General features: G+C 74.3%; 19 protein-coding genes and 1 pseudogene. 3 read left to right on the top strand and 17 right to left on the bottom strand.

Translation table 11 applies throughout. From position 1 onward, the window contains the following. Positions 1–277 precede the first annotated feature (277 nt). Together AC2A1K_RS05265 and AC2A1K_RS05260 are read right to left on the bottom strand one after the other, a co-directional pair. A complete protein-coding gene (locus tag AC2A1K_RS05265; protein ID WP_483895272.1) occupies positions 278–1,453 on the bottom strand; it encodes a hypothetical protein in 1,176 nt (391 codons plus the stop codon). Positions 1,454–1,660: 207 nt separating this feature from the next. Next, entirely contained in the window at positions 1,661–2,242 is a 582-nt protein-coding gene (locus AC2A1K_RS05260) for a hypothetical protein (RefSeq protein ID WP_483895271.1), read from the bottom strand. Between the two features lie 143 nt (positions 2,243–2,385). Here AC2A1K_RS05260 and AC2A1K_RS05255 point away from each other — a divergent pair, with 143 nt between their 5' ends. Continuing rightward, a complete protein-coding gene (locus tag AC2A1K_RS05255) occupies positions 2,386–3,507 on the top strand; it encodes a response regulator transcription factor (RefSeq protein ID WP_483895270.1) in 1,122 nt (373 codons plus the stop codon). 6 nt (positions 3,508–3,513) lie between these two features. Here the strand turns inward: AC2A1K_RS05255 and AC2A1K_RS05250 are convergent, their stop codons facing one another. The 4 genes from AC2A1K_RS05250 to AC2A1K_RS05235 form a co-directional block, all read right to left on the bottom strand. Next, positions 3,514–3,729 carry a hypothetical protein gene (locus tag AC2A1K_RS05250; RefSeq protein WP_483895269.1) on the bottom strand — a complete coding sequence of 72 codons (216 nt, stop codon included), beginning with the start codon at positions 3,727–3,729 and terminating at the stop codon, positions 3,514–3,516. Between the two features lie 126 nt (positions 3,730–3,855). After that, positions 3,856–4,461, bottom strand: a complete 606-nt coding sequence (locus tag AC2A1K_RS05245; RefSeq protein WP_483895268.1) for a dihydrofolate reductase family protein — start codon at positions 4,459–4,461, stop codon at positions 3,856–3,858. Positions 4,462–4,662: 201 nt separating this feature from the next. Further along, entirely contained in the window at positions 4,663–5,598 is a 936-nt protein-coding gene (locus tag AC2A1K_RS05240; protein WP_483895267.1) for a DUF5996 family protein, read from the bottom strand. Next, the gene (locus tag AC2A1K_RS05235; protein ID WP_483895266.1) at positions 5,595–5,825 is read right to left on the bottom strand and encodes a hypothetical protein; all 231 of its coding nucleotides are present in this window, start codon (positions 5,823–5,825) and stop codon (positions 5,595–5,597) included. Before AC2A1K_RS05235 ends, AC2A1K_RS05240 begins: the two co-directional genes overlap by 4 nt. A gap of 80 nt (positions 5,826–5,905) precedes the next feature. Here AC2A1K_RS05235 and AC2A1K_RS05230 point away from each other — a divergent pair, with 80 nt between their 5' ends. Continuing rightward, the gene (locus AC2A1K_RS05230) at positions 5,906–8,662 is read left to right on the top strand and encodes an ATP-binding protein (protein ID WP_483895479.1); all 2,757 of its coding nucleotides are present in this window, start codon (positions 5,906–5,908) and stop codon (positions 8,660–8,662) included. 441 nt (positions 8,663–9,103) lie between these two features. Here the strand turns inward: AC2A1K_RS05230 and AC2A1K_RS05225 are convergent, their stop codons facing one another. From AC2A1K_RS05225 to AC2A1K_RS05180, 10 genes and pseudogenes are all read right to left on the bottom strand, one after another. Next, complete coding sequence (locus tag AC2A1K_RS05225) at positions 9,104–9,508, bottom strand: hypothetical protein (protein WP_483895265.1); 405 nt, start codon at positions 9,506–9,508, stop codon at positions 9,104–9,106. After that, positions 9,505–10,971 (bottom strand): Nramp family divalent metal transporter, encoded by a 1,467-nt coding sequence (locus tag AC2A1K_RS05220; protein WP_483895264.1) that lies wholly within the window; start codon positions 10,969–10,971, stop codon positions 9,505–9,507. The genes AC2A1K_RS05225 and AC2A1K_RS05220 overlap by 4 nt, the downstream gene beginning before the upstream one ends. 87 nt (positions 10,972–11,058) lie before the next feature. Next, the gene (locus AC2A1K_RS05215; RefSeq protein WP_483895263.1) at positions 11,059–12,870 is read right to left on the bottom strand and encodes a dihydrodipicolinate synthase family protein; all 1,812 of its coding nucleotides are present in this window, start codon (positions 12,868–12,870) and stop codon (positions 11,059–11,061) included. A gap of 73 nt (positions 12,871–12,943) precedes the next feature. Then, positions 12,944–13,237: pseudogene (locus AC2A1K_RS05210) on the bottom strand (dihydroxy-acid dehydratase domain-containing protein); the annotation flags it as partial. A 62-nt stretch (positions 13,238–13,299) separates the two neighbouring features. Next, complete coding sequence (locus AC2A1K_RS05205) at positions 13,300–14,022, bottom strand: FadR/GntR family transcriptional regulator (RefSeq protein ID WP_483895262.1); 723 nt, start codon at positions 14,020–14,022, stop codon at positions 13,300–13,302. A 4-nt stretch (positions 14,023–14,026) separates the two neighbouring features. After that, the gene (locus tag AC2A1K_RS05200) at positions 14,027–15,322 is read right to left on the bottom strand and encodes an enolase C-terminal domain-like protein (protein ID WP_483895261.1); all 1,296 of its coding nucleotides are present in this window, start codon (positions 15,320–15,322) and stop codon (positions 14,027–14,029) included. Positions 15,323–15,450: 128 nt separating this feature from the next. Continuing rightward, positions 15,451–17,007 carry an acetolactate synthase large subunit gene (locus AC2A1K_RS05195; protein ID WP_483895260.1) on the bottom strand — a complete coding sequence of 519 codons (1,557 nt, stop codon included), beginning with the start codon at positions 17,005–17,007 and terminating at the stop codon, positions 15,451–15,453. Between the two features lie 102 nt (positions 17,008–17,109). Further along, on the bottom strand, positions 17,110–17,313 hold the full coding sequence (locus AC2A1K_RS05190) for a hypothetical protein (protein ID WP_483895259.1): 204 nt from the start codon (positions 17,311–17,313) through the stop codon (positions 17,110–17,112). A gap of 46 nt (positions 17,314–17,359) precedes the next feature. Beyond that, a complete protein-coding gene (locus tag AC2A1K_RS05185) occupies positions 17,360–18,769 on the bottom strand; it encodes a cytochrome P450 (protein ID WP_483895258.1) in 1,410 nt (469 codons plus the stop codon). Continuing rightward, positions 18,766–19,395 (bottom strand): TetR/AcrR family transcriptional regulator, encoded by a 630-nt coding sequence (locus AC2A1K_RS05180; RefSeq protein WP_483895257.1) that lies wholly within the window; start codon positions 19,393–19,395, stop codon positions 18,766–18,768. Before AC2A1K_RS05180 ends, AC2A1K_RS05185 begins: the two co-directional genes overlap by 4 nt. Positions 19,396–19,513: 118 nt before the next feature. Between AC2A1K_RS05180 and AC2A1K_RS05175 the strand changes: the two genes are divergently transcribed. Beyond that, positions 19,514–19,783 carry a DUF2277 domain-containing protein gene (locus tag AC2A1K_RS05175; RefSeq protein ID WP_483895256.1) on the top strand — a complete coding sequence of 90 codons (270 nt, stop codon included), beginning with the start codon at positions 19,514–19,516 and terminating at the stop codon, positions 19,781–19,783. A 73-nt stretch (positions 19,784–19,856) separates the two neighbouring features. On the opposite strand, the gene arr is transcribed toward AC2A1K_RS05175, so the two are convergent. Continuing rightward, positions 19,857–20,285, bottom strand: a complete 429-nt coding sequence (gene arr / locus AC2A1K_RS05170; RefSeq protein ID WP_483895255.1) for an NAD(+)--rifampin ADP-ribosyltransferase — start codon at positions 20,283–20,285, stop codon at positions 19,857–19,859. Positions 20,286–20,288 lie beyond the last annotated feature (3 nt).

Raw genomic sequence — 20,288 nt, 5'->3', positions numbered from 1 at the left:
CATGACGCGTACAACAGACGCATCAGGGCCGCGGTCGGCCACGGCGGGACCGGTGGAGAAGGTCACGTCCCCCGGCGGGCCCTGTGCTCGGACCACGGGAACCCACGCGACACCGCCGCTCGATGCGGAGGCAGCCGGGGGTCTGCGTCGGCCGTTGATCCGCGGCGACCGACGCCGAGACCGCGACCACGGCCCCAGGTGCACGCCTGGTACCCCGCGCTCCGAGTGCCCGGGCGCCCGTGCCCGCCTTGCTCCGCGGGACGGGCGTCCGGGCCCCTCACGTGTCGGACACGTCCGGCGACGTGGCCTCCTGGGGGTCCGTGTCGGCGTCGTCCGCGGTCTCACCCGAGGTGGACGCGTCGCGTGGCAGGTCCTGCTCCGGCGCCTCGGTGGGGTCCTTGTCCTCCGGCGGGGTGCCGCCGAACGTCAACATCGAGTTCTCGGCCGTCGGCGCCGAGCCGTCGAGCGCTGCGACGGACCCATCGGTCGCTGGCCGATCGCTCGCTGGCGCGGCCTCGGTGACCGGCTGGACGGGACTCGCACGGTCCGCCTCGAGCGCCGCCGGCGCGGGCGGGTCCGGGGCGGGCGGGTCCGGCGCGGGCGCGTCGGGTTCCGCCTCCGGGGTCGATCGGAGCGAACGGCCCGCATCCGGGCCCTCGGCACCCCCCGACGGCACCGAGGACCCGGGCGACGGCTCGCGTGGAGCCGCCGCGCTCGCCACCGAGGAACCCTCGACGGCCACCGGTCGGGTCGTCCTCGCGTCGACCGCCGCGACGAGCCGCACCGGATTGCTCCGCGTCGGGATCCCGAGGGCCTGCACCGTCGGGGGATCGCCTCCGGACGCGGCGAGGCCGCTGCGGTCGCCGACGAGCTTCAGGACCGCAGCTTCCATCGGATCCCCGAGCACGCCGCGGCCGGCGCCCAGGTCCCGCAGCATCTGCTGCGCGGCCCGGAGCTGCTCCCGGGCGCTCGTCAGCAGGGGTTCCGAGGCGGGTTCCGCACGGACGGCGGCCATCGCCGTGCGCAACGTCTCGCGATGGCGCTCCAGCGCGGCCCGGCGCTCGAGCAGGGCTGTGACCGCGCTCGGCGCCGGCCCCGCGCGCCGCGCCATCGGGGACGTCTGCCACTGGTGCCGGACATCCTCGACACGGCGGAGCTCGAACTCGACGGCACCGAGCACGGGGCCTGCGTCCCGCAACCACGCCGAGCTCCGGGCCAGGACGGACCCGGAGGTGTCGACCGGCCCGGGTGACGGGTCCGGTCGCCACACCGGCCTCATGTGGGTCGCCGCGGCCCCGCCCGCCACGACACAGGCCGCGAGCGCACCGACCGCCACCGCGCGGCGCCGGAGCAGCCCCCCGCGTCGTCCGGGTCCCCGCGAGGCCCGGTCGACGCTGTCCGGGAGGTAGCCGCGCCATCCGGGCATCTCGTGGCGGCCGTGGTGAACGGTCACGTCCCGCACCTCCCCCGGATCGAACGGCGGAGCCACCCTCCCCGCGATCGATGCCGCACGAAAGCCTTCCGTGCGAATCTCGACACTATTTTCTTGTCGTCACAGATCCATTACGACGAATGCGCTAGGCGCCCACAAGCAAACGGATGTGGATCGGAAAGCAGGAGGAGCTCGCATTGTCCGACGACGGACCACGGCGACACACGGTCACGGGACGCGCAAGCCGGCCGACGCCTCCTGGGTGACGGCGAGCCCGAGCGCGGCCAGGCCCAGCTCGAAACCGACGAACACGGTCCAGAAGGCCGCGTCGGTCCCGATCGCGATCATCACCGGCAGGAAGACCACGAGCACGTAGGCCCCGCAGGCGAGCGGGACGAAACGACGCCACCCCGACCACCGCCGCGCGCGGAGGACCGCGACACCGGCCAGCACCAGGCCGGGCCCGATCACCAGCGGGGCGAGCTCGAAGAGTGTCGTGGCCGTCGCCGGGTCGACCGGTTCGAGGACCTCCGCGACGGTCAGCGCCACGAAGCCCAGGATCGTCAGGCCGATCCCGGCCCGGCCCCACCACGCGACGCCCGCGGCCCCGAGCGCGGCCAGCCCGGCGAGCGCGATGATCGTCGCCACGTGGAGCAGCGCGTTGCGCAGACCCGAGGTCGTGCTCACCTCCATGGGCAGGGTCACCAGTTCGTAGAGGCCGACGCCGGCGGCGAGGAGACCGCCGGCGAGACCGACGATCCCGGCGGTGCGCACCCACCCGGTGCGCTGCGCGACGGTGGTGGTGTCCATGGCTGCTCCTCGCTGTCCCGTACGGGTCTCGGCGAGCAGCGTGACCCCACGCCGCCGCCGTGCCCATCCCACGAAGCTGGCCGTCGAACACCCCAGAGAACTGGGGATACCGATCAGGATGTCCGGCGCATCACACTCGGATCGTGCACGTTGCGGCGGAACGGGCCCGCCTCGAGATCCGGTCGTTGGCCACGGCCGGGCTCGACCTGCCGACCTTCGCCGGGGCCGCCCTGGACGTCCTGACCCGCGCGGTCCCGTTCTCGGTCGCGTGCCTCGCGCCCGCCGATCCCGCCACCAACCTGATCACCGGCAACGTGAAGTGGGGCGGCGTCGGCGACGAGTACGACGAGCAGTGGATCTTCCACGAGTACGAGGGGCCGGATCCGTTCAACTTCCACGTCGTGGCGGGACGGCCGGGCGGGGTCGCCACGGCGATGGTGGAGACCGGAGGGGACCTCCGCAGTTCGCCGCGGTTCAGCGATCTGTACCACCACTGGGACATCGGCGACGAGGCACGGATGGCGCTCCAGAGCGACGGCGCGTCCTGGGGGTTCCTCGCGCTGTTCCGCGACGGAGCCCGGTCGTCGTTCACCGACGCGGAGCAGGAATACCTCAGTGGCGTGCGGACGGCCCTGGCGGTCGGGCTGCGCGCCGGGACGATCGCGTCGGCGGGCACCGCACTGCTCCCGGCCGCACAGGGGCCGGTCGTCCTGGTGGTCGACGGCGCGGACGAGCTCGTGCGCCTCAGTGTCGGCGCCGCCGACGGGCTGGCGCTCCTCACGGGCGAGCCGATCGGCCGGGGCCCGCTGCCGTTCAGCGTGCGCGCCCTGGTCGGCGCCGCCCGACGGTTCGCCCGCGGCCAGTACCCCACGGTGCCGCGGATGCGGTTGCGCTCACGCACCGGTCACTGGCTGGTCGGGCACGCCTCACCGCTGCTCGCCCCGGACGGCGGGGCCGCCGAGGTGGTCGTCACCCTGGAGGAGGCCAGGCCGCCCGAGATCGTGCCGCTGGTCGTGGCCGCCCTGGGCCTCACCGGGCGCGAGCGGGACGTCGTCGCCCTGGCCCTGCAGGGCGTGAGCACCGCCGAGATGGCCCGCGCCCTCGAGCTGTCGGGCTACACCGTCCAGGACCACCTGAAATCGATCTTCGAGAAGGCCGGCGTCCGCAGCCGCCGCGAACTGATCGCCACGGTGTTCTACGACCAGTACGCGCCCCGCCTGGAGGCCGGCACGAGCCTCGGCCCGTCCGGGTGGTTCACCACGTAGGACCGCTCAGCGACCAGGTCCCGGCCCGCCGGCGGACCACGGCCACCCGTCCACGGGGATCGACCACGACGCCACCGGCGGCTCGGCTCCGAAGCACGTCGAGAGTGGCTGGTCGGCGACGGTCCGCCGAGACCCGACGAGGGTGGAGCCGGTGCCGCCGATGCCGAGGAAGTCCGCGATGGCCCGCACCTGACCCTCGACGAGCCGGTACATGATCGCCACGGGTGCTCCGGGGAACCCCGTCAGATCGGGTCGGAGGAGCACCCGGAGCGATCGTGTGTCCCGAGCCGCTGTCCACCGAGACCACGAGCGCAGCACCCGCACCGAGGTGCCGGTCCGGGCGGACCATCACCCGACCCGGCGGTAGCGGATGTGCGTGGCCAGGGGCGACTGGAGCACCTCGACGGGCTCGAAGTCGAAGGACGCGACGCCGTCGAACAGGCGCTCGCCGGAGTGCAGGAGCGTGGGGGCGATGTCCAGGGTGAACTCGTCGATCACGCCGGCGATCAGCGCCTGCCGCACGGTCGAGGCGCCCCCCGCGATGTCCACCCCCCGGTCGCCCGCGGTCTCGGACGCCCGCGCGTAGGCGGCGTCGAAGCCCTCGGTGACGAAGTGGAACGTCGTCCCACCCTCCATCTCGATCGGGTCGTGGGCGTGCCGGGTGAGCACGAACACCGGCGCGTGGTACGGCGGTTCGGGCCCCCACCAGCCGCGCCAGTCCTCGTCCCACTCGCCGCGGACCGGCCCGAACATGTTCCGTCCCATGACGTAGGCCCCGCGGGGGCGCATGAGCCAGCCGTTCGCGATCTCGTCGGCCTCGTTCGCCCGCGGGTCGCCGATGTGCCACCCGTGCACCTCGACGCCCCGCGTCCCGAGCGGGTTGTCGCGTCGCTGGTCCGGTCCGGCGGCGAAGCCGTCGACCGAGATCGACATGTGGCACGTCGTGTCCGTCATGGGCCCTCCCTAGTGATTGCGAGATGCAAGCAGTTGGGCGCACGGTAGCAGGGATCGCGCCAACCGCGGCGAGCCGCTCACCGTCGACCTGCGCGTCACGACGAAGCCGTGCCGCAGCTGCGGATGGCCGCCGCGATGGGCGTCGCCACCGACTGATCCGACCGGCCGGGGGTGGCGCACGCCGCGACCTCCGGCCGAAGGTCACCGGCCTCGAGCCCACCGCAACGGGTCGTCCTCCAGCGCGGAGCGGTCCCAGTGCCCGCGATCCGCCGCGGCGGCGTAGGTGGCGTGGAGGAACTCGGCGACCGCGCGATCGGGATCGGGCGCGGCGCGGGCGGCCTCGTAGGGCAGCAGGAACTGCTGGAACGCGGTGCTGAAGAACGCGCCCTCGGGCCCCGCGGTCTGATCGGCGAAACCGTCCGGCTCGGGGTAGGCGTAGGCGTAGAAGGCGCCCTCCGCTCCCCCTCCCGGCCAGAACCCGCAGCTCGACAGTTCCCGGGAGTAGCCCTCGACCATGACCCAGTCCCCGCAGTTCGGGGCCCCGCCGGGGTGCGGCGGCGCCGACCGGCCGGAGAAGCGGGTGCAGGCGAGGTCCATCCCGCCCCAGAAGAAGTGCACCGGGCTGACCTTGCCCACGAAATGCGAGCGGAACTCGCCGATCACCCGGTTCGCCTGGAGCAGCTGGCGCCAGAAGAGCGCGGCCGCCTCGCCGTCGTAGGAGGCGTGCTGGTGGTCGTCGGCGAAGGGGATCGCGGGCTCGACCTCGTTGGGGTGCGGCCGGATCGGGGCCTCGATCCCGAGCTCGGCGAGCATGTCCAGGGTCCGGGCGTAGAACTCGGCGACCGACATCGGCCGCAGCGGGAGGCTGCGCATCCCGCCGTCGCTGCTGCAGACCTCGAGGGTGTGGCCGACGAAGTCGAACTCGATCTCGAACGCCCCGCCGCGGTGCGGGATCGTCGACGTCGTCAGTCCGCGCGGGCTGACGTACAGGGTCACCTGCCACCAGTGGTTGAGCAGTGGCGCGTGGGCCATTCGGATCTTTCCCACGATCTGGGTCCACATGTGCAGGGTCTCGCGGGTGGGCGTCCAGTCCTCGACCGGCAGGCTCGGCCAGCTCGTCGTCGCCGGGCTGATCATCGGTTCCGTCCTTCCGCTCTGGTGTCCAGCAGGGTGGGGAGCGCGCGGATTCGGCCGTCCGCGACGAGCACGACGTCCGTTCCGGTGACGACCGGCTCGCCGCCGTCGGGACCGAACGTCCCGTCGAGGACCTCGAACAGGTTCCGTTGCGCGCGGGCGGACGCCGACCGCGGCGGCGATCCCGGTCCGTCCTCCTCGGGCACGATGGCACGTGCGGGGTGGTTCACGTGCCGAGTGTCGGGCCGCGCGAACCCCGGCGAATCGGTCGTCGGATCGGTCGTCACGGCGACGGAGAGGCTGCGTGACCATGGAGCTGTTCGGGCGGCGCGCCGAGACCGCGGCCCTGGACGAGCTGCTGGCCCGGGCGGGCGACGGCGCAGGGTCCGCGCTCGTGCTGTGGGGCGAGCCGGGGATCGGCAAGACCGCCCTGCTCGAGTACGCCGTCGCCGCCGCGTCCGACGCCACGGTGCTGCGGTGCCGGGGCACGCGCATGGAGACCGGGCTCGCCTTCGCTGCGCTGCACGAGCTGCTGTGGCCGGTGGCGGACCGGCTGGAGACGCTTCCCGACCCGCAGGCCGCGGCGTTGCGCGGGGCGCTCGGCACGAGTCAGGACCCGGCGAACCGCTTCCTCATCGGCGCCGCCGTGCTCTCGCTGCTCGCCGGCCTGGCCCGGGAGCGACCGGTGCTCGTCGTCGTGGACGACGCCCCGTGGGTCGACGAGGCGACCGCGCACTGTCTCGGTTTCGTCGCGCGGCGGGTGCGGACCGCTCCCGTCGTGGTGCTCCTGACCGGGCACGAGGACCCCGACGCGGGGCCGTGGGAGGGGTTGCCCTCGCGGGAGGTCGCGGGTCTGGCCGACGACGCGGCGCGGCGGCTCGTCGACGCCGCGGTGCCCAAGGCCGACGCGGCGCTGGTCGACCGCACGGTCCGCGGGGCCGGGGGCAACCCGCTGGCGCTGCACGAGCTGCCCACCCTCGAGGGCGCGGACGACGAGGCGCCGCGCGGGCCGTCCGGGGAGTCGGTGCCGGTCGGGCCGCGGTTGCGGCGGGCGTTCTGCGCGCGGGCCGAGGCCCTGAAGCCGCCGACCCGGGCGTTGCTGCTGCTGGCCGCCGCCGAGGGCCGCGGCGACCGTCACGTCGTGCACCGTGCCGGGTCCGGATGGGGCGTCGACGCGTCCACCTGGGACGAGGCCCTGCGCTCCGGCCTGCTCCGAGCCTCGGGAGACCGCCTCGAGTTCCGGCACCCGCTCATCCCCGCGGCGATCTACGACGGCGCCTCATTTCCGGAGCGGCAGGCCGCGCACCGGGCGATCGCCGCGGCCCTGCCGGGGGACGCGGTCGAGGAACGGGCGTGGCATCTGGCCGCCGCCGCGGACACGGTCGACGAGGACGTCGCCGCGATGCTCGAGAGCGCGGCCGCGCGGTGCCTGCACCGCGGCGCCGACGCGATGGCGGCGCGGACGCTCCGTCGCGCCGCCGAGCTGTCGCCGGAACCGGCGGACGCCGCGCGACGGTTGGCCGCCGCCGCCCGCGCCGCGTGGGACGCCGGCCACGCCGAGACGGCGCGGCGGCTCCTGGACGACGCGGAACGCCGGGGCGGCGAGAAGCTCGTCGCCCGGCGCAGCGGCGGGCTGCGCGGCATCCTCGAGTTCGCCGACGGCACACCGGACCGTGCGCACCACTACCTCACCCGCGACATGACGCTCGTCGGCAGCACCCGCGGCGCCGTGGAGCTGGGCACGGTCGCGGTCCGCGCGGCGTGGTCGGCCGGTCGGTCCGGCCTCCAGCAGGAGGCGCTGCGACGACTGCTCGCCGTCGACACCGACGGCGATCCGGACCTGTCGGCGGTCATGCCGGTGCTGCGGGCCTGGTGGGCCTGCTACGACGAGACCGGCGGGGTCGCGCCCACCACTCCGCGCGGGAGCGGCGACACGGTCGGCAGGCTGGGTGCCGCCCCGTGGGAGCTGCTGCCGCCGGTGCCCCTGGTCCAGGCCTGGGGGGTCGAGGGTCCGCTGCACGACGTGCTAAGCCTGCGGGCCGCGCAGCTGCGCCGGCGCCACGAGCTCGCCGCGCTGGCGATGGTCCTCGCCCAGACCGCGGTCCTCGATCTCCACGCCGGTCGGTGGGACGCGGCGGAGTCCTCGGCGACCGAGGGCCTGCGGCTGGCCGAGGAGGCCGGCGCGCACCACGTCGCCACCCAGTGCCGGCTCTGCGTGGCCAGCCTGGCCGCGGCCCGCGGCGACGACGCCCTCGTCGAGGAGCACACCGCGCACGCCCTGGCGGTCTCGGCCCCGCGCGGCGTGCGGGCGCTCAGCGCCTCGGTGTACTGGCACCGCGGCCGGGCGGCGCTGTTCGGCGGGCGGCCGCAGGACGCGCTGCAGCACCTGCTCCCGCTCGGCGAGCCCGCTCACGAGGCCGCCCACACCACGTTCGCGCTGCTCGCCGCCCCGGACACCGCGGAGGCGGCGGCGCAGGTCGGGCGCTCGGACGTCGTCGGGTCCCGGGTCGCGACGGTGGAGACGTGGGCGGAGCGCACAGGGGCGGCCTGGGCCCGCGCGGCCGGCCACCGTCTCCGCGCGCTGCACGACGGCGGGCCCGGGTCCGAGGCCTCGTTCCGGGCCGCGCTCGAGGAGGCGGGGGCGGGCGACGACCCGTTCGAGCACGCCCGCACCCGCCTGCTGTTCGGGGAGTGGCTGCGGCGGGCGCGCCGCCGTGCCGACGCCCGGCGCGAGCTCGCCGCGGCCGCCGACACCTTCGCCCGCCTGGGCGCGACACCGCTGCGGGCACGGGCGCTGCGCGAGCGGGACCTGACCGAGCCGTCCGGCGTCCGCGACGCCGCGGGCCCACCGGCCGGGCTCACCGCCCAGGAGCGGCGCGTCGCGCGGTTGGCCGCCGAGGGCCTGACCAACCGGGAGATCGCGGCGCAGCTGCTGATCAGCCACCGCACGGTCGGCCACCACCTGGCGAACGTCTATCCCAAGCTCGGCATCGCCTCGCGTGCCGAGCTCGCCCGGCTCGACGTCGACGGCGATCTGCGGTTCCGCGTGGCCTCCCCCGGGGCATGACCGAGATCGCCGAGCAGGCGGCGTACGACGGCAACGGCTACTTCGCCAACCACATCCTGGCGCCCAACATGCACTTCAAGCCCCTGGTCGACTTCTACCGGGAGCGCTTCTCCCACCACGGGCACGGGCCCGGGGACCAGGCGATCGTCGGGCTCGGGGGCCACGCGTACATCGCCCGCCGGTCGCAGGACGCCTACGCCGCGTTCCGCCCGTACGTCGAGAACCACACCCTGTTCCGCGGTACCCGCCTCGAGGACGACGCGAGCCGGACGCCGCTGTCCGTCGGCAGCCCGCAGGAGGTCATCGACAAGACCCTGACCTTCCAGGACGGGTTCGGCGACTACCAGCGCCAGCTCTGGGCCGTCGACAGCCTGGGACCCCGGACCAGGACAGCGACCGCACGGCCCCGACCCGGTACCCCGCCGCGTGAGCGGCGACGGGTCAGAGCCCGTGGCCGGCGGATGCGGGCAACATGGCCGCGTAGCGCCGCACCCGGCGGGCCCGGGACACCGCGACCAACGCCGCCACCCCGCCGAGCACCGCGAGGGGTGGTTCGAGCAGCAGGAGCCCGGCGGCGAGCGCCGCGCCGCCCAGGCCGAGGACCTGCCATCGCCGCAGCGCGGCGAGGCACCGTGCCCGCTCGCCCTCGACCTCGCGGGAGTCGATGTCGGCGGCCGGCGTCCGGGCGACCTCCCCGCGTCCGCCCGCGAGCGCGAGCCACGCATTGGCGGCGCCTGCGAGCACGAAGACCGCCGCCCACACCGGCGCCCCCTGCGCCGCGCGGACACCGGCCAGGGCCAGGAACCCCAGCCCGAGCAGGACGTAGCGCCACGACACGGTCCTCATGCGATCACCCCGACGAGCTCGAGAATGGCGATCAGGCCGCAGACGGTGAGGAACGCCGAGCCGAGGGCGACCAGCACGCGCAGCGCCCGGCCCATGCGGTAGGGAGCCGGCAGGTTGGTCCAGTCGACGTAGAGCAGTCCGGCGCCGTAGATGCCGCAGGCGAAGACACCGCCCAGGATCGACGCCGGCGTGATCAGGTCAGTGAAGCTCAGATCCGAGAGGATCGCGGCCAGGGCGATGACACCGGTCCAGCCGTAGACGAGGGGCCGGATGCCGCGCTGCCCGCGCGCCCGCACCTTCTCCGAGACCGCCGCGAGGCTCTCGTACGCGGTCCATGAGTACGCCTCCCAGAGCGCGTAGATCGTGCCGAAGAGGACCATGACGATCGCGACGATGTAGAAGTACTCGAACACCGGCGCCACCACGCCGAAGAACTGGGACTGGTAGGTCAGGACGTCGTTGTCCTCGGGCACCTGCTGCTGAGCACCCAGGATCGTCGCCCCGTTCATCATGAACGCCGTCGCGATGACACCGAGGGCCAGGAACGCCGCGAGCATGTCGTAGAGCGGGGCCCGGCTCCAGGCGCGCGCGTTGGCCACGTCCTCGGCATCGGTCGACAGCGGGATCCGCGCGCGATCGTCCTCCGCCGCGAGGGCCTCCTCGATCCGGTCGGCGTCCCGGTGGCCGAGCATCCCCCACTTCTTCTCGCGCAACATGCCGGTGTAGCCGATGTAGTCGTACATCCCGCCGCCGAGCCCGCCCATGAACACCGCGAGCTCCACCCACACCGACGTCTCGACGACGTCGGGGTAGCGATCGGCCACGAACGGGGCGTAGTCGGGGATGATCGGCAGCAGCCCGCGCAGGGCGGCGAGCCAGTCCGGGTTCGACACGAACACCGCGATGAGCACCAGCAGCACCATGATCCCGGCGATCGCGATCTGCACCTTCTCCAGCACCGCGTAACCGCCGATGAAGGACAGTCCCGCGGCGAGGACCAGCACGCCGACGGCCCACAGGGTGGCGTTGCCGAGGCCGAGAGCGTCCAGGTAGTCACCGAGCGCGGTCGCCACACCGCTGGCCCAGCCCGGGAACGAGGCGAAGCAGATCACCACCAGCACGATCGGGAACCAGCCACGCGGGCCCGGCATCACCCGCGCGAAGCGTCGCATCGGGTGCTCGCCGGTGAGGGTGATGTAGCGGTTCGACGCGTAGACCAGCGCGCCCTTCGCGAGGCAGCCGACCAGCACGGCCCACAGGACGGCGTACCCGAAGACGGCGCCCTCGCGGGAGGCGAGGATGGACTCGCCGCTCCCGATGGTCAGCGACGCGATGATCGCCCCGGGTCCGAAGTACCGCAGGGCGGTGGTCACCCCCACCCGACGCCTGCGCAGCGCCTCCGGCGCCGCCGGCAGTCGGAGCATCGGCCCGGTGGTGGCCCGTCCCGTCCCTGAGGTGGCCATGAGGATTCCTTCCCGTCGCTTCGCTCGCCCGGGTCCTTCCCGTCGCTTCGCTCGCCCGGGTCCTTCCCGTCGCTTCGCTCGCCCGGGTCACCCCATCCGCACGATGTCCGAGGTGCCGAACCGCTCCGCGACGAGCTGCTTGACCCCGCGGGGGAAGTCGCGCTCGCACGCGAGATGGGTCGCGGTGAACTTGCGCATCGCGTCGCCGTCGCCGGCGAACGCCGCGGCGCAGAGCTCCGGGGCGACGTTGGCCAGAGCGAGGATGCCGCCCGCGCAGCCGAGCACGCCGGCCATGTGGATCAGCGCCGGATTCCCGGTCCAGACCGGCCCGGCGTAGGTGTCGGTGGTCGCCAGCAGTCGGGTCGGGTCGCCCGAGGAGTCCTTGACGCCCGCGATGGGCAGCGCGGGCAGCGTCTCCAGCGGGATGCCGGGCGGGGAGACCGCCGGGAAGTGGTAGGCGAGCACCGGCGTCGATCCCGCTGCGGCGGCCAGTTCGCGGTAGTAGCCGGTGGGATCGGCCAGCCCGCGCGGGGTCCGGGCGATGACGGCGTCCACCCCGGTGTCGCCGGCCCGGGCGGTCAGACGGGCCGCCTGGTGGGTCGACGCGGCCCCGGTGCCGCCGACCACGGCGGCCCCGTCGACCGCGGAGCCGACCGCCGCGCGCACCGCGTCGAACAGCTGCAGGCGCTCGTCGTCGTCGAGCGCGTCGGCCTCGCCGGTCGTGCCGGCCACCACGATCGCGTCGACCCCGAGGTCGACCAGCCGCGCGGCCAGGCCCGCGGTGGCGTCGGTGTCGAGCTGCTGGTGGGCGTCGAACAGCGTCACCAGGGCGACGCCGACTCCGGTGAAGACGGGATCCATCTCGGGTACCTCCTCCGGGGAACCTTCAGTGGGACTCGCGCGGGACCTCGGCACCGCTGCGGCCGACCAGGAAGTCGAGGTCCGCGCCGCGGTCGGCCTGCAGCACGTGCTCGCTGTAGAGGCGGGGTCCAGCCGCGGTCGGCGGGCTCCGGGGGTGCGCGCCACCGCGCCCGGCGCGCGCCCAACTCGTCGTCGTCGACGTGGAGGACCAACCGTCGGGCCGGCACGTCGGGCCGGCACGTCGAGCTCGATCTCGTCGCCGGTCTCGACCAGCGCCAGCGGTCCGCCGACGGCGGCCTCCGGCGCGACGTGCAGCACGACCGTGCCGTACGCCGTGCCCGACATCCGCCCGTCGGACACGCGCACCATGTCGCGGACCCCGCGCTCGAGCAGCGTGCGGGGCGGCCCGGCGTTGGCGACCTCGGGCATGCCCGGATAGCCGCGCGGGCCGCAGTAGCGCAGCACCAGCACCGTCGAGGGGTCGCAGTCGATCCCGCCGCTGACCTCCCGGTACTCCTCGGGAGAGTCGAAGACGAGCGCTCGACCACGGTGGCGCTGCAGCGCAGGCGAGGCCGCCGACTGTTTGATCACGGCACCGTCGGGGGCGAGGTTGCCGCGCAGGACGGCGGTGCCGCTGCCCGCCGGGGCCAGCGGCTCGTCGAACGGGTGGATCACGTCGCGGTTCCAGCACGCCGCGTCCGCGATCGCCGTGCCGACCGTGCCGCCGGCCACGGTGGGGCGCTCGAGGTGGAGCAGCTCGGCGATGCGCTGCCCGGCTCGTTGGGCGGTCTCGTCGCGGCGAGCGTCGACGGCGGGCCAGGTCGCCGAGTACGGGAGCCGCATCCCCAGCGCCTCGGCCAGACAGGCCATCGTCGACGCGGTGCCCATCGTCATGCAGTGCCCCGGCGAGCGGGCCATCGCGCTCTCCGCGACCGCGCACTCGGCCTGGGTGATCGTCCCGGCGGCCAGCTCCTCCTCGAAACGCCACACCTGAGTCCCCGAGCCGAGCCGGCGGCCCTGGTATCGGCCGCTGAGCATCGGCCCGCCGGGTGACCACGACCGACGGCAGGTCCACGCTCGACGCGGCCATGAGCAGCCCCGACGTCGTCGTGTCGCAGCCCGAGAGCAGGACCAGCCCGTCGAGGGGGTTGGCCCGCATCAGCTCCTCGGCCTCCATCGCCAGGAGGTTGCGGTAGAGCATCGCGGTCGGCCGCAGCAGCGTCTCGCCGAGACCGGTGCACGGGAACTCCCGCGGGAATCCGCCGGACTGCCACACGCCGCGCTTGACGGCCTCGGCCACGCGGTGCAGGTGGGCGTTGCACGGCACCAGCTCCGACCACGTGGTGGCGATCCCGATGACCGGGCGGCCGTCGAAGACCTCATCGGTGACGCCCTGGTTGCGCATCCAGGAGCGGTGGATCATCCCCGACCGGCCCTCGGCACCGAACCAGGCCGTGCTGCGCCCGCTCATCCCCGGCCTCCCGCGGTGGTCAGGTGGGCCCGGACCCACTCCTCGACCTCGACGACGTGGGTGCTGGCCGCGGTCCAGGCGCCGAGCGAGTCACGCGCGCGCAGGGCGCGCAGGATCGCGACGTGCTGGTCGTGGGTCCAGGACAGGACGTCGTGCTCGACGATCGCGCGCCAGATCCGCACCCGGGCGGTGCGCCCGGCGACGGCGGCGGCCAGTGACGCGAGCGTCGCGTTGCCGGGCGCGGAGGCGATCGCGGCGTGGAAGTCGAGGTCCTCGGCGACCAGGCGCTCCGGCTCGGTGAGTCCCCGCATCCGCTCGAGTCGCTCCTGGAGATCCTCCAGCGCCGACTCGTCGATGCGGGTCGCGGCCAGGGCGGTGGCACCGGGCTCCAGCACGCGGCGGCACTCGAAGAGCTCGGCCACCCCCTGCTCGCCGACGAGGTCGAGAAACGTCCCGGTGGCCCGGACGAGCCGGTCGGGGCGGAGGTCGGAGACGAACGTGCCGTCCCCCCGGCGCACCTCGAGCACGCCTGCCCCGGCGAGGGCGCGCACGGCCTCGCGCAGCGACAGGCGGGACACGTCGAGCTGAGCCGCCAGGTCCGCCTCCGGCGGCAGCCGCTCCCCCGCCGAGAACTCCCCGTTCTCCACGCGGGCGACCAGTGCCCCGATCACCCGGTCGACGACGCTGTCGGTCCGGTCGGGCCTCGCTGTCCGTGTCACGGGCTCACCCCGTCCAGGCCGAGCCGTGGGGGAAGGAGTACGCGGCCCGGGACTCCGGGAGGATCTCCGCGCTGTAGCCCGGCCGGCTCGGCGGGAGGTAGGACGCGCCACGCATCCGGACCGGGTCCACGAAGTGCTCGTGGAGGTGATCGACGTACTCGATCATCCGGTCCTCACGGGAGCCGCTGACGGCGACGTAGTCGACCATCGACAGGTGCTGCACCAGCTCGCACAGCCCGACGCCCCCGGCGTGCGGGCAGACGGGGACGTCGTGCGCGGCGGCGAGCAGCAGGACCGCGACGGCCTCGTCGACACCGCCCGGCCGTGCCGCGTCCAGCTGGCAGACCCCCATGGCGCCCGCGGCGAGGAACTGCTTGAACATGACCGCGTTGTGCGCGTGCTCGCCGGTGGCGACCCGGGTGGGAGCGATCGCGCGGGCGATCGCCGCGTGGGCGAGGACGTCGTCGGGACTCGTCGGTTCCTCGAACCACCAGATGTCGTAGGGCGCGAGCGCCTCGGACCAGCGCACCGCGTCGGCGGCTCCGAGCATCTGATTGGCGTCGATCATCAGGCGGCGTCCGGGCCCGATCACCTCGCGCGCGAGTGCGCAGCGCCGCACGTCGTCGGCGAGGTCCTTGCCGACCTTGAGCTTGACCGCGTCCCACCCTGCCTCCACGACCTCCTTGCACAGGCGGGCCAGCTTGTCGTCGTCGTAGCCGAGCCAGCCTGCGCTGGTCGTGTAGGCCGGGTAGCCCTCCTCGCGGAGCCGGACCTCGCGCTCCCCGCGGCCGGGGACCTGCTTCTCGAGCATCTCGATCGCGGCCTCCGGGGTGAGCACGTCGCGCAGGTAGCGCCAGTCGACGAGGTCGACCAGCTGCTGCGGGGTCATGTCGGCGAGGACCTTCCACACCGGCTCGCCGACGACCTTGCCGATGAGGTCCCACGCGGCGTTGACGACCGCGGCGAGCCCGAGCTGGATGGTGCCCTTGGCCGGCCCGAGCCAGCGCAACTGGCTGTCGGCCTGCAGGTGCCGGGAGAAGCCGCCCGGGTCGGCGACGAGCTCGTCGATCGACCATCCCCGCGCCCGGTGGCCGATCGCGTCCGCCGCGGCGACCGCGAGCTCGTTGCCGCGACCGATCGTGAACGTGAACCCGTGCCCCTCCAGCCCGACATCGGTGTGCAGCACGACGTAGGCCGCCGAGTAGTCCGGCGCCTCGTTCATGGCGTCGGACCCGTCGAGCGCGCGTGAGGTCGGAAAGCGGAGATCGACGGTCTCCACGTCAACGATGACGCCGGACATCTCGGTCCTCTGATCTCTCGACCCTGAAGCGGCGCGCCGAGTCAAGCGATCGGCGCGAATCTCACCGTGCCAGGGCGAGACGTCAGATGTCTAGCCGCGGCTGCGGGGCAACGTCCGGCGTCCCGGCGCTACCCCAGCGCCGGGACGATCGCCTCGATCAGGTGCGGGCCCGGCTCGCGCCGTGCCCACCGCAGGGCGTCCAGCAGGCCCTCGGTCGTGTCCACCCGCCGCGCCGGCACGCCGTACCCGGTCGCCAGGGCGACGAAGTCCGGCGTCGGGTCGGTCAGGGTCAGCATCCGTCCCGCCCGTCCCGAGTGGGCGGTTTCGCCCGCCCCGGTGCGGGCCAGCTCCACCCGCAGGATCGCGTACGCCGAGTTGTTGATCAGCACCGTCGTCACGTCGAGCTGCTCACGGGCCTGGGTCCACAGCGCCTGCAGGGTGTAGAGCGCGCTGCCGTCGGCCTGCACGGCGATCACCGGACGGTCCGGCGCCGCGATCGCCGCGCCCAGGGCGGCGGGCGGGCCCTGCCCGATCGCGCCCCCGGTCAGCGCGAGCTGGGTGTGCGGGGCCGCCGTCTGCAGCGCGGGCGCCAGCAGGGCGGCGGCGGTCAGCGACTCGTCGACCACGATCGCGTCCTCGGGCAGCGTCGCCGCGACCGCGGCGCACAGCGACCGCACGTCCAGCGGCCCCGGCGGGGGCACGGGCGCGTCCCACGGTGCCGGGACGGGCACGGAGTCCGGGGCCACCTCCTCGGCCAGGGCCTCCAGGGCGGCGGCCGCGTCGGACGCCGCGTCGGCCAGCCCGACGACCGCGCACTTCTCCGGCACGAGGTCGCCGGGGACCCCGGGGTAGCCGAAGAACGACACCGGCGAGCGGGCGCCCGCCAGCACCAGCGACGACGCCCCGTCGAGCTGCTCGAGCGCCTGCTCCGCGAAGTAGGCCAGCTTGTCCGCCCGCGGGCGGCCGGCGCCGGTGTCCCACGTGCGCGGGAACGTCTCCACCAGCAGCCGGGCCCCGGTGGCGGCGGCGACGCGGCCGGCGGCGTCCATCGCCGCCGCGGTGAGCGCCGGGCCGCCCAGCAGGATCACCGCGCCGGGCTCGCGCACGGCCGCCGCGGCCGCGGCCACTCGCGAGGCCGCCGGCGCGAACGGTGTCGCGACCGGCAGCGCGGGGGCGGGCGCACCGCCCTCGGACCACGACACGTCCGCCGGCAGCACCAGGGTCGCCACCTGCCCGCCGCGCTCGGAGGTCGCCGCCACCGCGCGCACCGCGTCGTCGGCGACGTCCCGGACGTCACCGCAGACGTGCACCCATCCCGAGACGGTCCGCGCGAGCGCCGTGATGTCGGACTCGAGCGGCGCGTCGTGGCGGACGTGGTCGGTGGCGTGGGCACCGACCACGCACAGCAGCGGGCTCCGGGCACGGCGGGCGTTGTGCAGGTTCGCCATCCCGTTGCCCAGCCCCGGCCCCAGGTGCAGCAGCACCGCCGCCGGCCCGCCGGCGAGGCGGGCGTAGGCGTCGGCGGCACCGGTCGCGACCCCCTCGAACAGGGTCAGCACACCGCGCATCTCCGGCACCGAGTCGAGCGCCTGCACGAAGTGCATCTCGGAAGTGCCGGGGTTCATGAAGCACACGTCGACGCCCGCCCCGACCAGGGAGCCGACCAGCGCCTCGGCGCCCCTCACGCGAGGCCTCCGAGCGGCGACGACGGACCGGGCGGGGAGAACGACGAGGTCGGCATGGTCCCACTCCACACGGTCGGACCGGGTGGGCGCGACGCGGGGCGGCTACTCCGGCCCGTGGAGGAAGACGCCGAGGGACGTGCTGCCGCTGTCGTCCCCGGACAGGGTGTGCCCGAGCACGACCTCGATCCCGGTGATCAGCAACAGGGCCAGCAGGAAGATGGCGAGGGCCGTGAGGACCGCGTGCGCGAGGGCGACCGTCCGGCCGCGCGGACGACCGTGCGGGGGCTCGCGTGTCGTCCGGTCCATACCAGGGATTACCCCCGTCGCCCCGCGACGACTCCCCGTCCCCTCGTCAGAGCCGATCGAGGCGCAGCGGCAGGTGGTCGGCCGGCGTCGGGCCCGTCGTCAGGCCGATCGGCATCACGTAGTCCGCCGGGACCGACCAGCGGAAACGCCGCAGCATCGCGTGCATGATCGCCTTGACCTCCATGCCGCCGAAGTGCAGGCCGATGCACTTGTGCACCCCGCCGCCGAACGGCATCCAGGCGAACCGGTGCGACTTGTCCTCGGCGCGCTCGGGGGCGAAGCGGTCGGGGTCGAACTCGTCGGGGCGGGCCCACCACGGCTCCATGCGCTGCGACGCGTGGATGCCCAGCGACATCAGGGTGCCGGCGGGGATGTGGAAGCCCTGCAGGTCCGCGTCGCGCACCGTGATGCGCGCGAGCTGGCCCACCGGCGCGTACATCCGCAGGGTCTCGCGCATCGCCAGGTCCAGTGAGACCAGCGAGTCGAGCTCCTGGTTCGTCAGCTCGTCGCCGTCGAGGGCCAGCGACTCCGCGCGCAGCTTCTCCTGCCACTCCGGGTGCTTCGCCAGCAGGTAGCACATCATCGACAGCGTGATCGTCGACGTGTCGTGCGCCGCCATGAGCAGGAAGATCATGTGGTTGACGACGTCGTCGTCGGAGAACGTCTCCCCCTCGTCGCTGCGGGCCCGGCACAGCACGCTGAACATGTCGCGCCCGGCGCCCGCGCGCTTGGCGGGGATCTGCTCGGCGAAGTAGCGCTCGAGGACCTTGCGGGAGTCGAGCCCGCGCTTCCAGGAGCCGCCGGGCACCGGCGCGCGCACCACCGCGACGCCGGCGTGCACGGTGTCGACGAAGGCGCGGTTGACGCGGTCGGCGCGCGGGCCGAGCTCGTCGCCGACGAACACCTCGGTGCCGATGTCGAGGGTCATCTGCTTGATGCGGTCGTAGATGCGGATGCCGTCGCCGGTGGACCAGTCGTCGAGGCTGCGCCGGATGCGCGGGTTCATGACCTCGAGGTACTCGGCGAGCCGGTCGCGGGTGAACGCCTCCTGCAGGATGCGCCGGTGGGTTCGGTGCTCCTCGAAGTCGAGCAGCATCACGCCGCGGCGGAAGAACGGCCCGATGAAGAAGCCCCAGCCGTCGGCGCTGCCGAAGTACTTGTCCTTGTTGACGAGCACCTGGCCCAGCGCCTCGGGCCCGAGCACCGCGACCATGGGCCGGCCGAACGCCCCGGTCCACGACACCGGCCCGTACTTCTCGTACCGCTGGCGGGCGAACCCGAGCATGTCGGCCGCGAACTCCAGGGACCGCCCGACCAGCGGTGCGCCGAAGTCGCCCCGCACCGGCGCCAGGTCGCTGCCCGGGGGCGGCGGGGCGAGCGGCCCGGACCGCGCCGGCACCCGGCCGATGGCGTTCGCGAGGTACTGCTGGACGCGGTGCTGCAGCAGGGACGTCATCGTTCCCCCGTCTCGGTGTGGTGCTGGTCGGCGGCGGCCACCACGAGGCGGGCGCAGCGGGTCAGGAGCGCGTCGACGTCCGCGTCCAGGCGGCCGTCGAGCCAGAAGCCGACGGCGTCGATCACGCCGCCGGTGAGCACGACCGTGCTGAGCTGCAGATCCTCGGCGCGCAGCGGGGGACGGGCGTCGGTGATCAGGCGCCCCAGGAGCGCGGCGAAGGACGCGATCGTGTCCTGGCGGCGCCCGGCGAGCTCGGGGTGACCGATCGCCTCCCGGTAGAGGCGGGCGACCCGCGGGTCCTCGCCGAGCAGCGTGGTCGTCGCGCCGATCGCCGCGCGGGCCCGGGCCTCGAGGTCTGCCGGTGGGACGGCGTCGGCGGCGCGGACGGCGAGGGCGAGCGCGTCGCCGGCGACGGTGTCGAAGAGCGCCTCGAGCAGGTCCTCGCGGCGGGCGAACGACTCGTAGAAGTAGCGCTCGGTGAGCCCCGCCGCGCGGCACACCGCGGTCATCGTGAAGTCCCGGACCCCCCGCTCGCCGACCACGTCGAGCGCCGCCGCGAGTAGGCGCGTCCGCCGCTCGGCGACGCGCTCCGCCGCGCTCGCGCCCTGCACGGTCCGGGTGACCACACCCGCATCCTGACAGGACGTCCTGTCAGAAAGGAAGAGCTGCGGACCGGACCACCTGTCAGGAGGGCGCCGTGCGGCGGGCTCCCCTCGATGGGACACGGTGGGGCACGATCGCAGCATGTGCCGCAACATCCGGGTCCTCCACAACTTCGAGCCCCCGGCCACCGACCACGAGGTGCACGAGGCCGCGCTGCAGTTCGTGCGCAAGATCAGCGGTGCGGCGAAGCCGTCGAAGGCCAACGAGGACGCCTTCGCCCGGGCCGTCGCCGAGATCACCGCGAGCACCCGCACGCTCCTCGACGAGCTGGTCACCACCGCTCCGCCCAAGGACCGCGAGGTCGAGGCGGAGAAGGCGCGAGAGCGGGCCCGCGAGCGCTACGCCCGCTGACGCCCGCTGACGCCCGCTGACCGGCGCAACCGCCGCGGCCAGCGCAGCTCGCCACCGGTCAGGTCGGATCACGCTAGTCGTAGATCACCGCGGCGCCGCGACGCCGGAGGTCGGCCAGGCCGTCGGTCATCGCCTGCAGCTGGTCGGGGGTGTGCCCCGTCCAGTCCTCCAGCTCGCCGACCACGCGGACGGGCTCGCGGGTCCGATACGACCGGGTCGGGTTGCCGGGCATCTTCTTGTCGGTGACGTTGGGGTCGTCCTCGATCGGACCGGTCGGCTCCACGATGTAGATGCGGCCGGGGCCGTCGCCGGCGGCCAGCTCGGCGCCCCAGGTCGCGGCGTCGAGCGTCTCGGTGACGTAGACGTGGTTCATCACCCGCCCCTCCTCGAAGTTGGAGAGGCGGCCGGGCACCAGCAGGTCGCCCACGGCGAGGTCCGCCTTGGTCCCGTGCAGCAGGACTCCCGGCTCGTAGACCTCGTACGGCGTCGGTCCGGTCGTCATGTC

The organism is Actinomycetospora sp. 2LY8.5 (assembly GCF_057180585.1).
Note: the sequence above shows the minus strand (reverse complement) of the source record. Positions and strands in the feature narration are given on the sequence as shown.

What these genes read in the sequence shown, in the direction of transcription:
- AC2A1K_RS05260 (WP_483895271.1), bottom strand. Translation starts at nt 2,242, where the DNA reads ATGGACACCACCACCGTCGCGCAGCGCACCGGGTGGGTGCGCACCGCC.
- AC2A1K_RS05245 (WP_483895268.1), bottom strand. Translation starts at nt 4,461, where the DNA reads ATGACGGACACGACGTGCCACATGTCGATCTCGGTCGACGGCTTCGCC.
- AC2A1K_RS05240 (WP_483895267.1), bottom strand. Translation starts at nt 5,598, where the DNA reads ATGATCAGCCCGGCGACGACGAGCTGGCCGAGCCTGCCGGTCGAGGAC.
- AC2A1K_RS05230 (WP_483895479.1), top strand. Translation starts at nt 5,906, where the DNA reads ATGGAGCTGTTCGGGCGGCGCGCCGAGACCGCGGCCCTGGACGAGCTG.
- AC2A1K_RS05225 (WP_483895265.1), bottom strand. Translation starts at nt 9,508, where the DNA reads ATGAGGACCGTGTCGTGGCGCTACGTCCTGCTCGGGCTGGGGTTCCTG.
- AC2A1K_RS05220 (WP_483895264.1), bottom strand. Translation starts at nt 10,971, where the DNA reads ATGGCCACCTCAGGGACGGGACGGGCCACCACCGGGCCGATGCTCCGA.
- AC2A1K_RS05215 (WP_483895263.1), bottom strand. Translation starts at nt 12,870, where the DNA reads ATGCTCAGCGGCCGATACCAGGGCCGCCGGCTCGGCTCGGGGACTCAG.
- AC2A1K_RS05200 (WP_483895261.1), bottom strand. Translation starts at nt 15,322, where the DNA reads ATGTCCGGCGTCATCGTTGACGTGGAGACCGTCGATCTCCGCTTTCCG.
- AC2A1K_RS05190 (WP_483895259.1), bottom strand. Translation starts at nt 17,313, where the DNA reads ATGGACCGGACGACACGCGAGCCCCCGCACGGTCGTCCGCGCGGCCGG.
- AC2A1K_RS05185 (WP_483895258.1), bottom strand. Translation starts at nt 18,769, where the DNA reads ATGACGTCCCTGCTGCAGCACCGCGTCCAGCAGTACCTCGCGAACGCC.
- AC2A1K_RS05175 (WP_483895256.1), top strand. Translation starts at nt 19,514, where the DNA reads ATGTGCCGCAACATCCGGGTCCTCCACAACTTCGAGCCCCCGGCCACC.
- arr (WP_483895255.1), bottom strand. Translation starts at nt 20,285, where the DNA reads ATGACGACCGGACCGACGCCGTACGAGGTCTACGAGCCGGGAGTCCTG.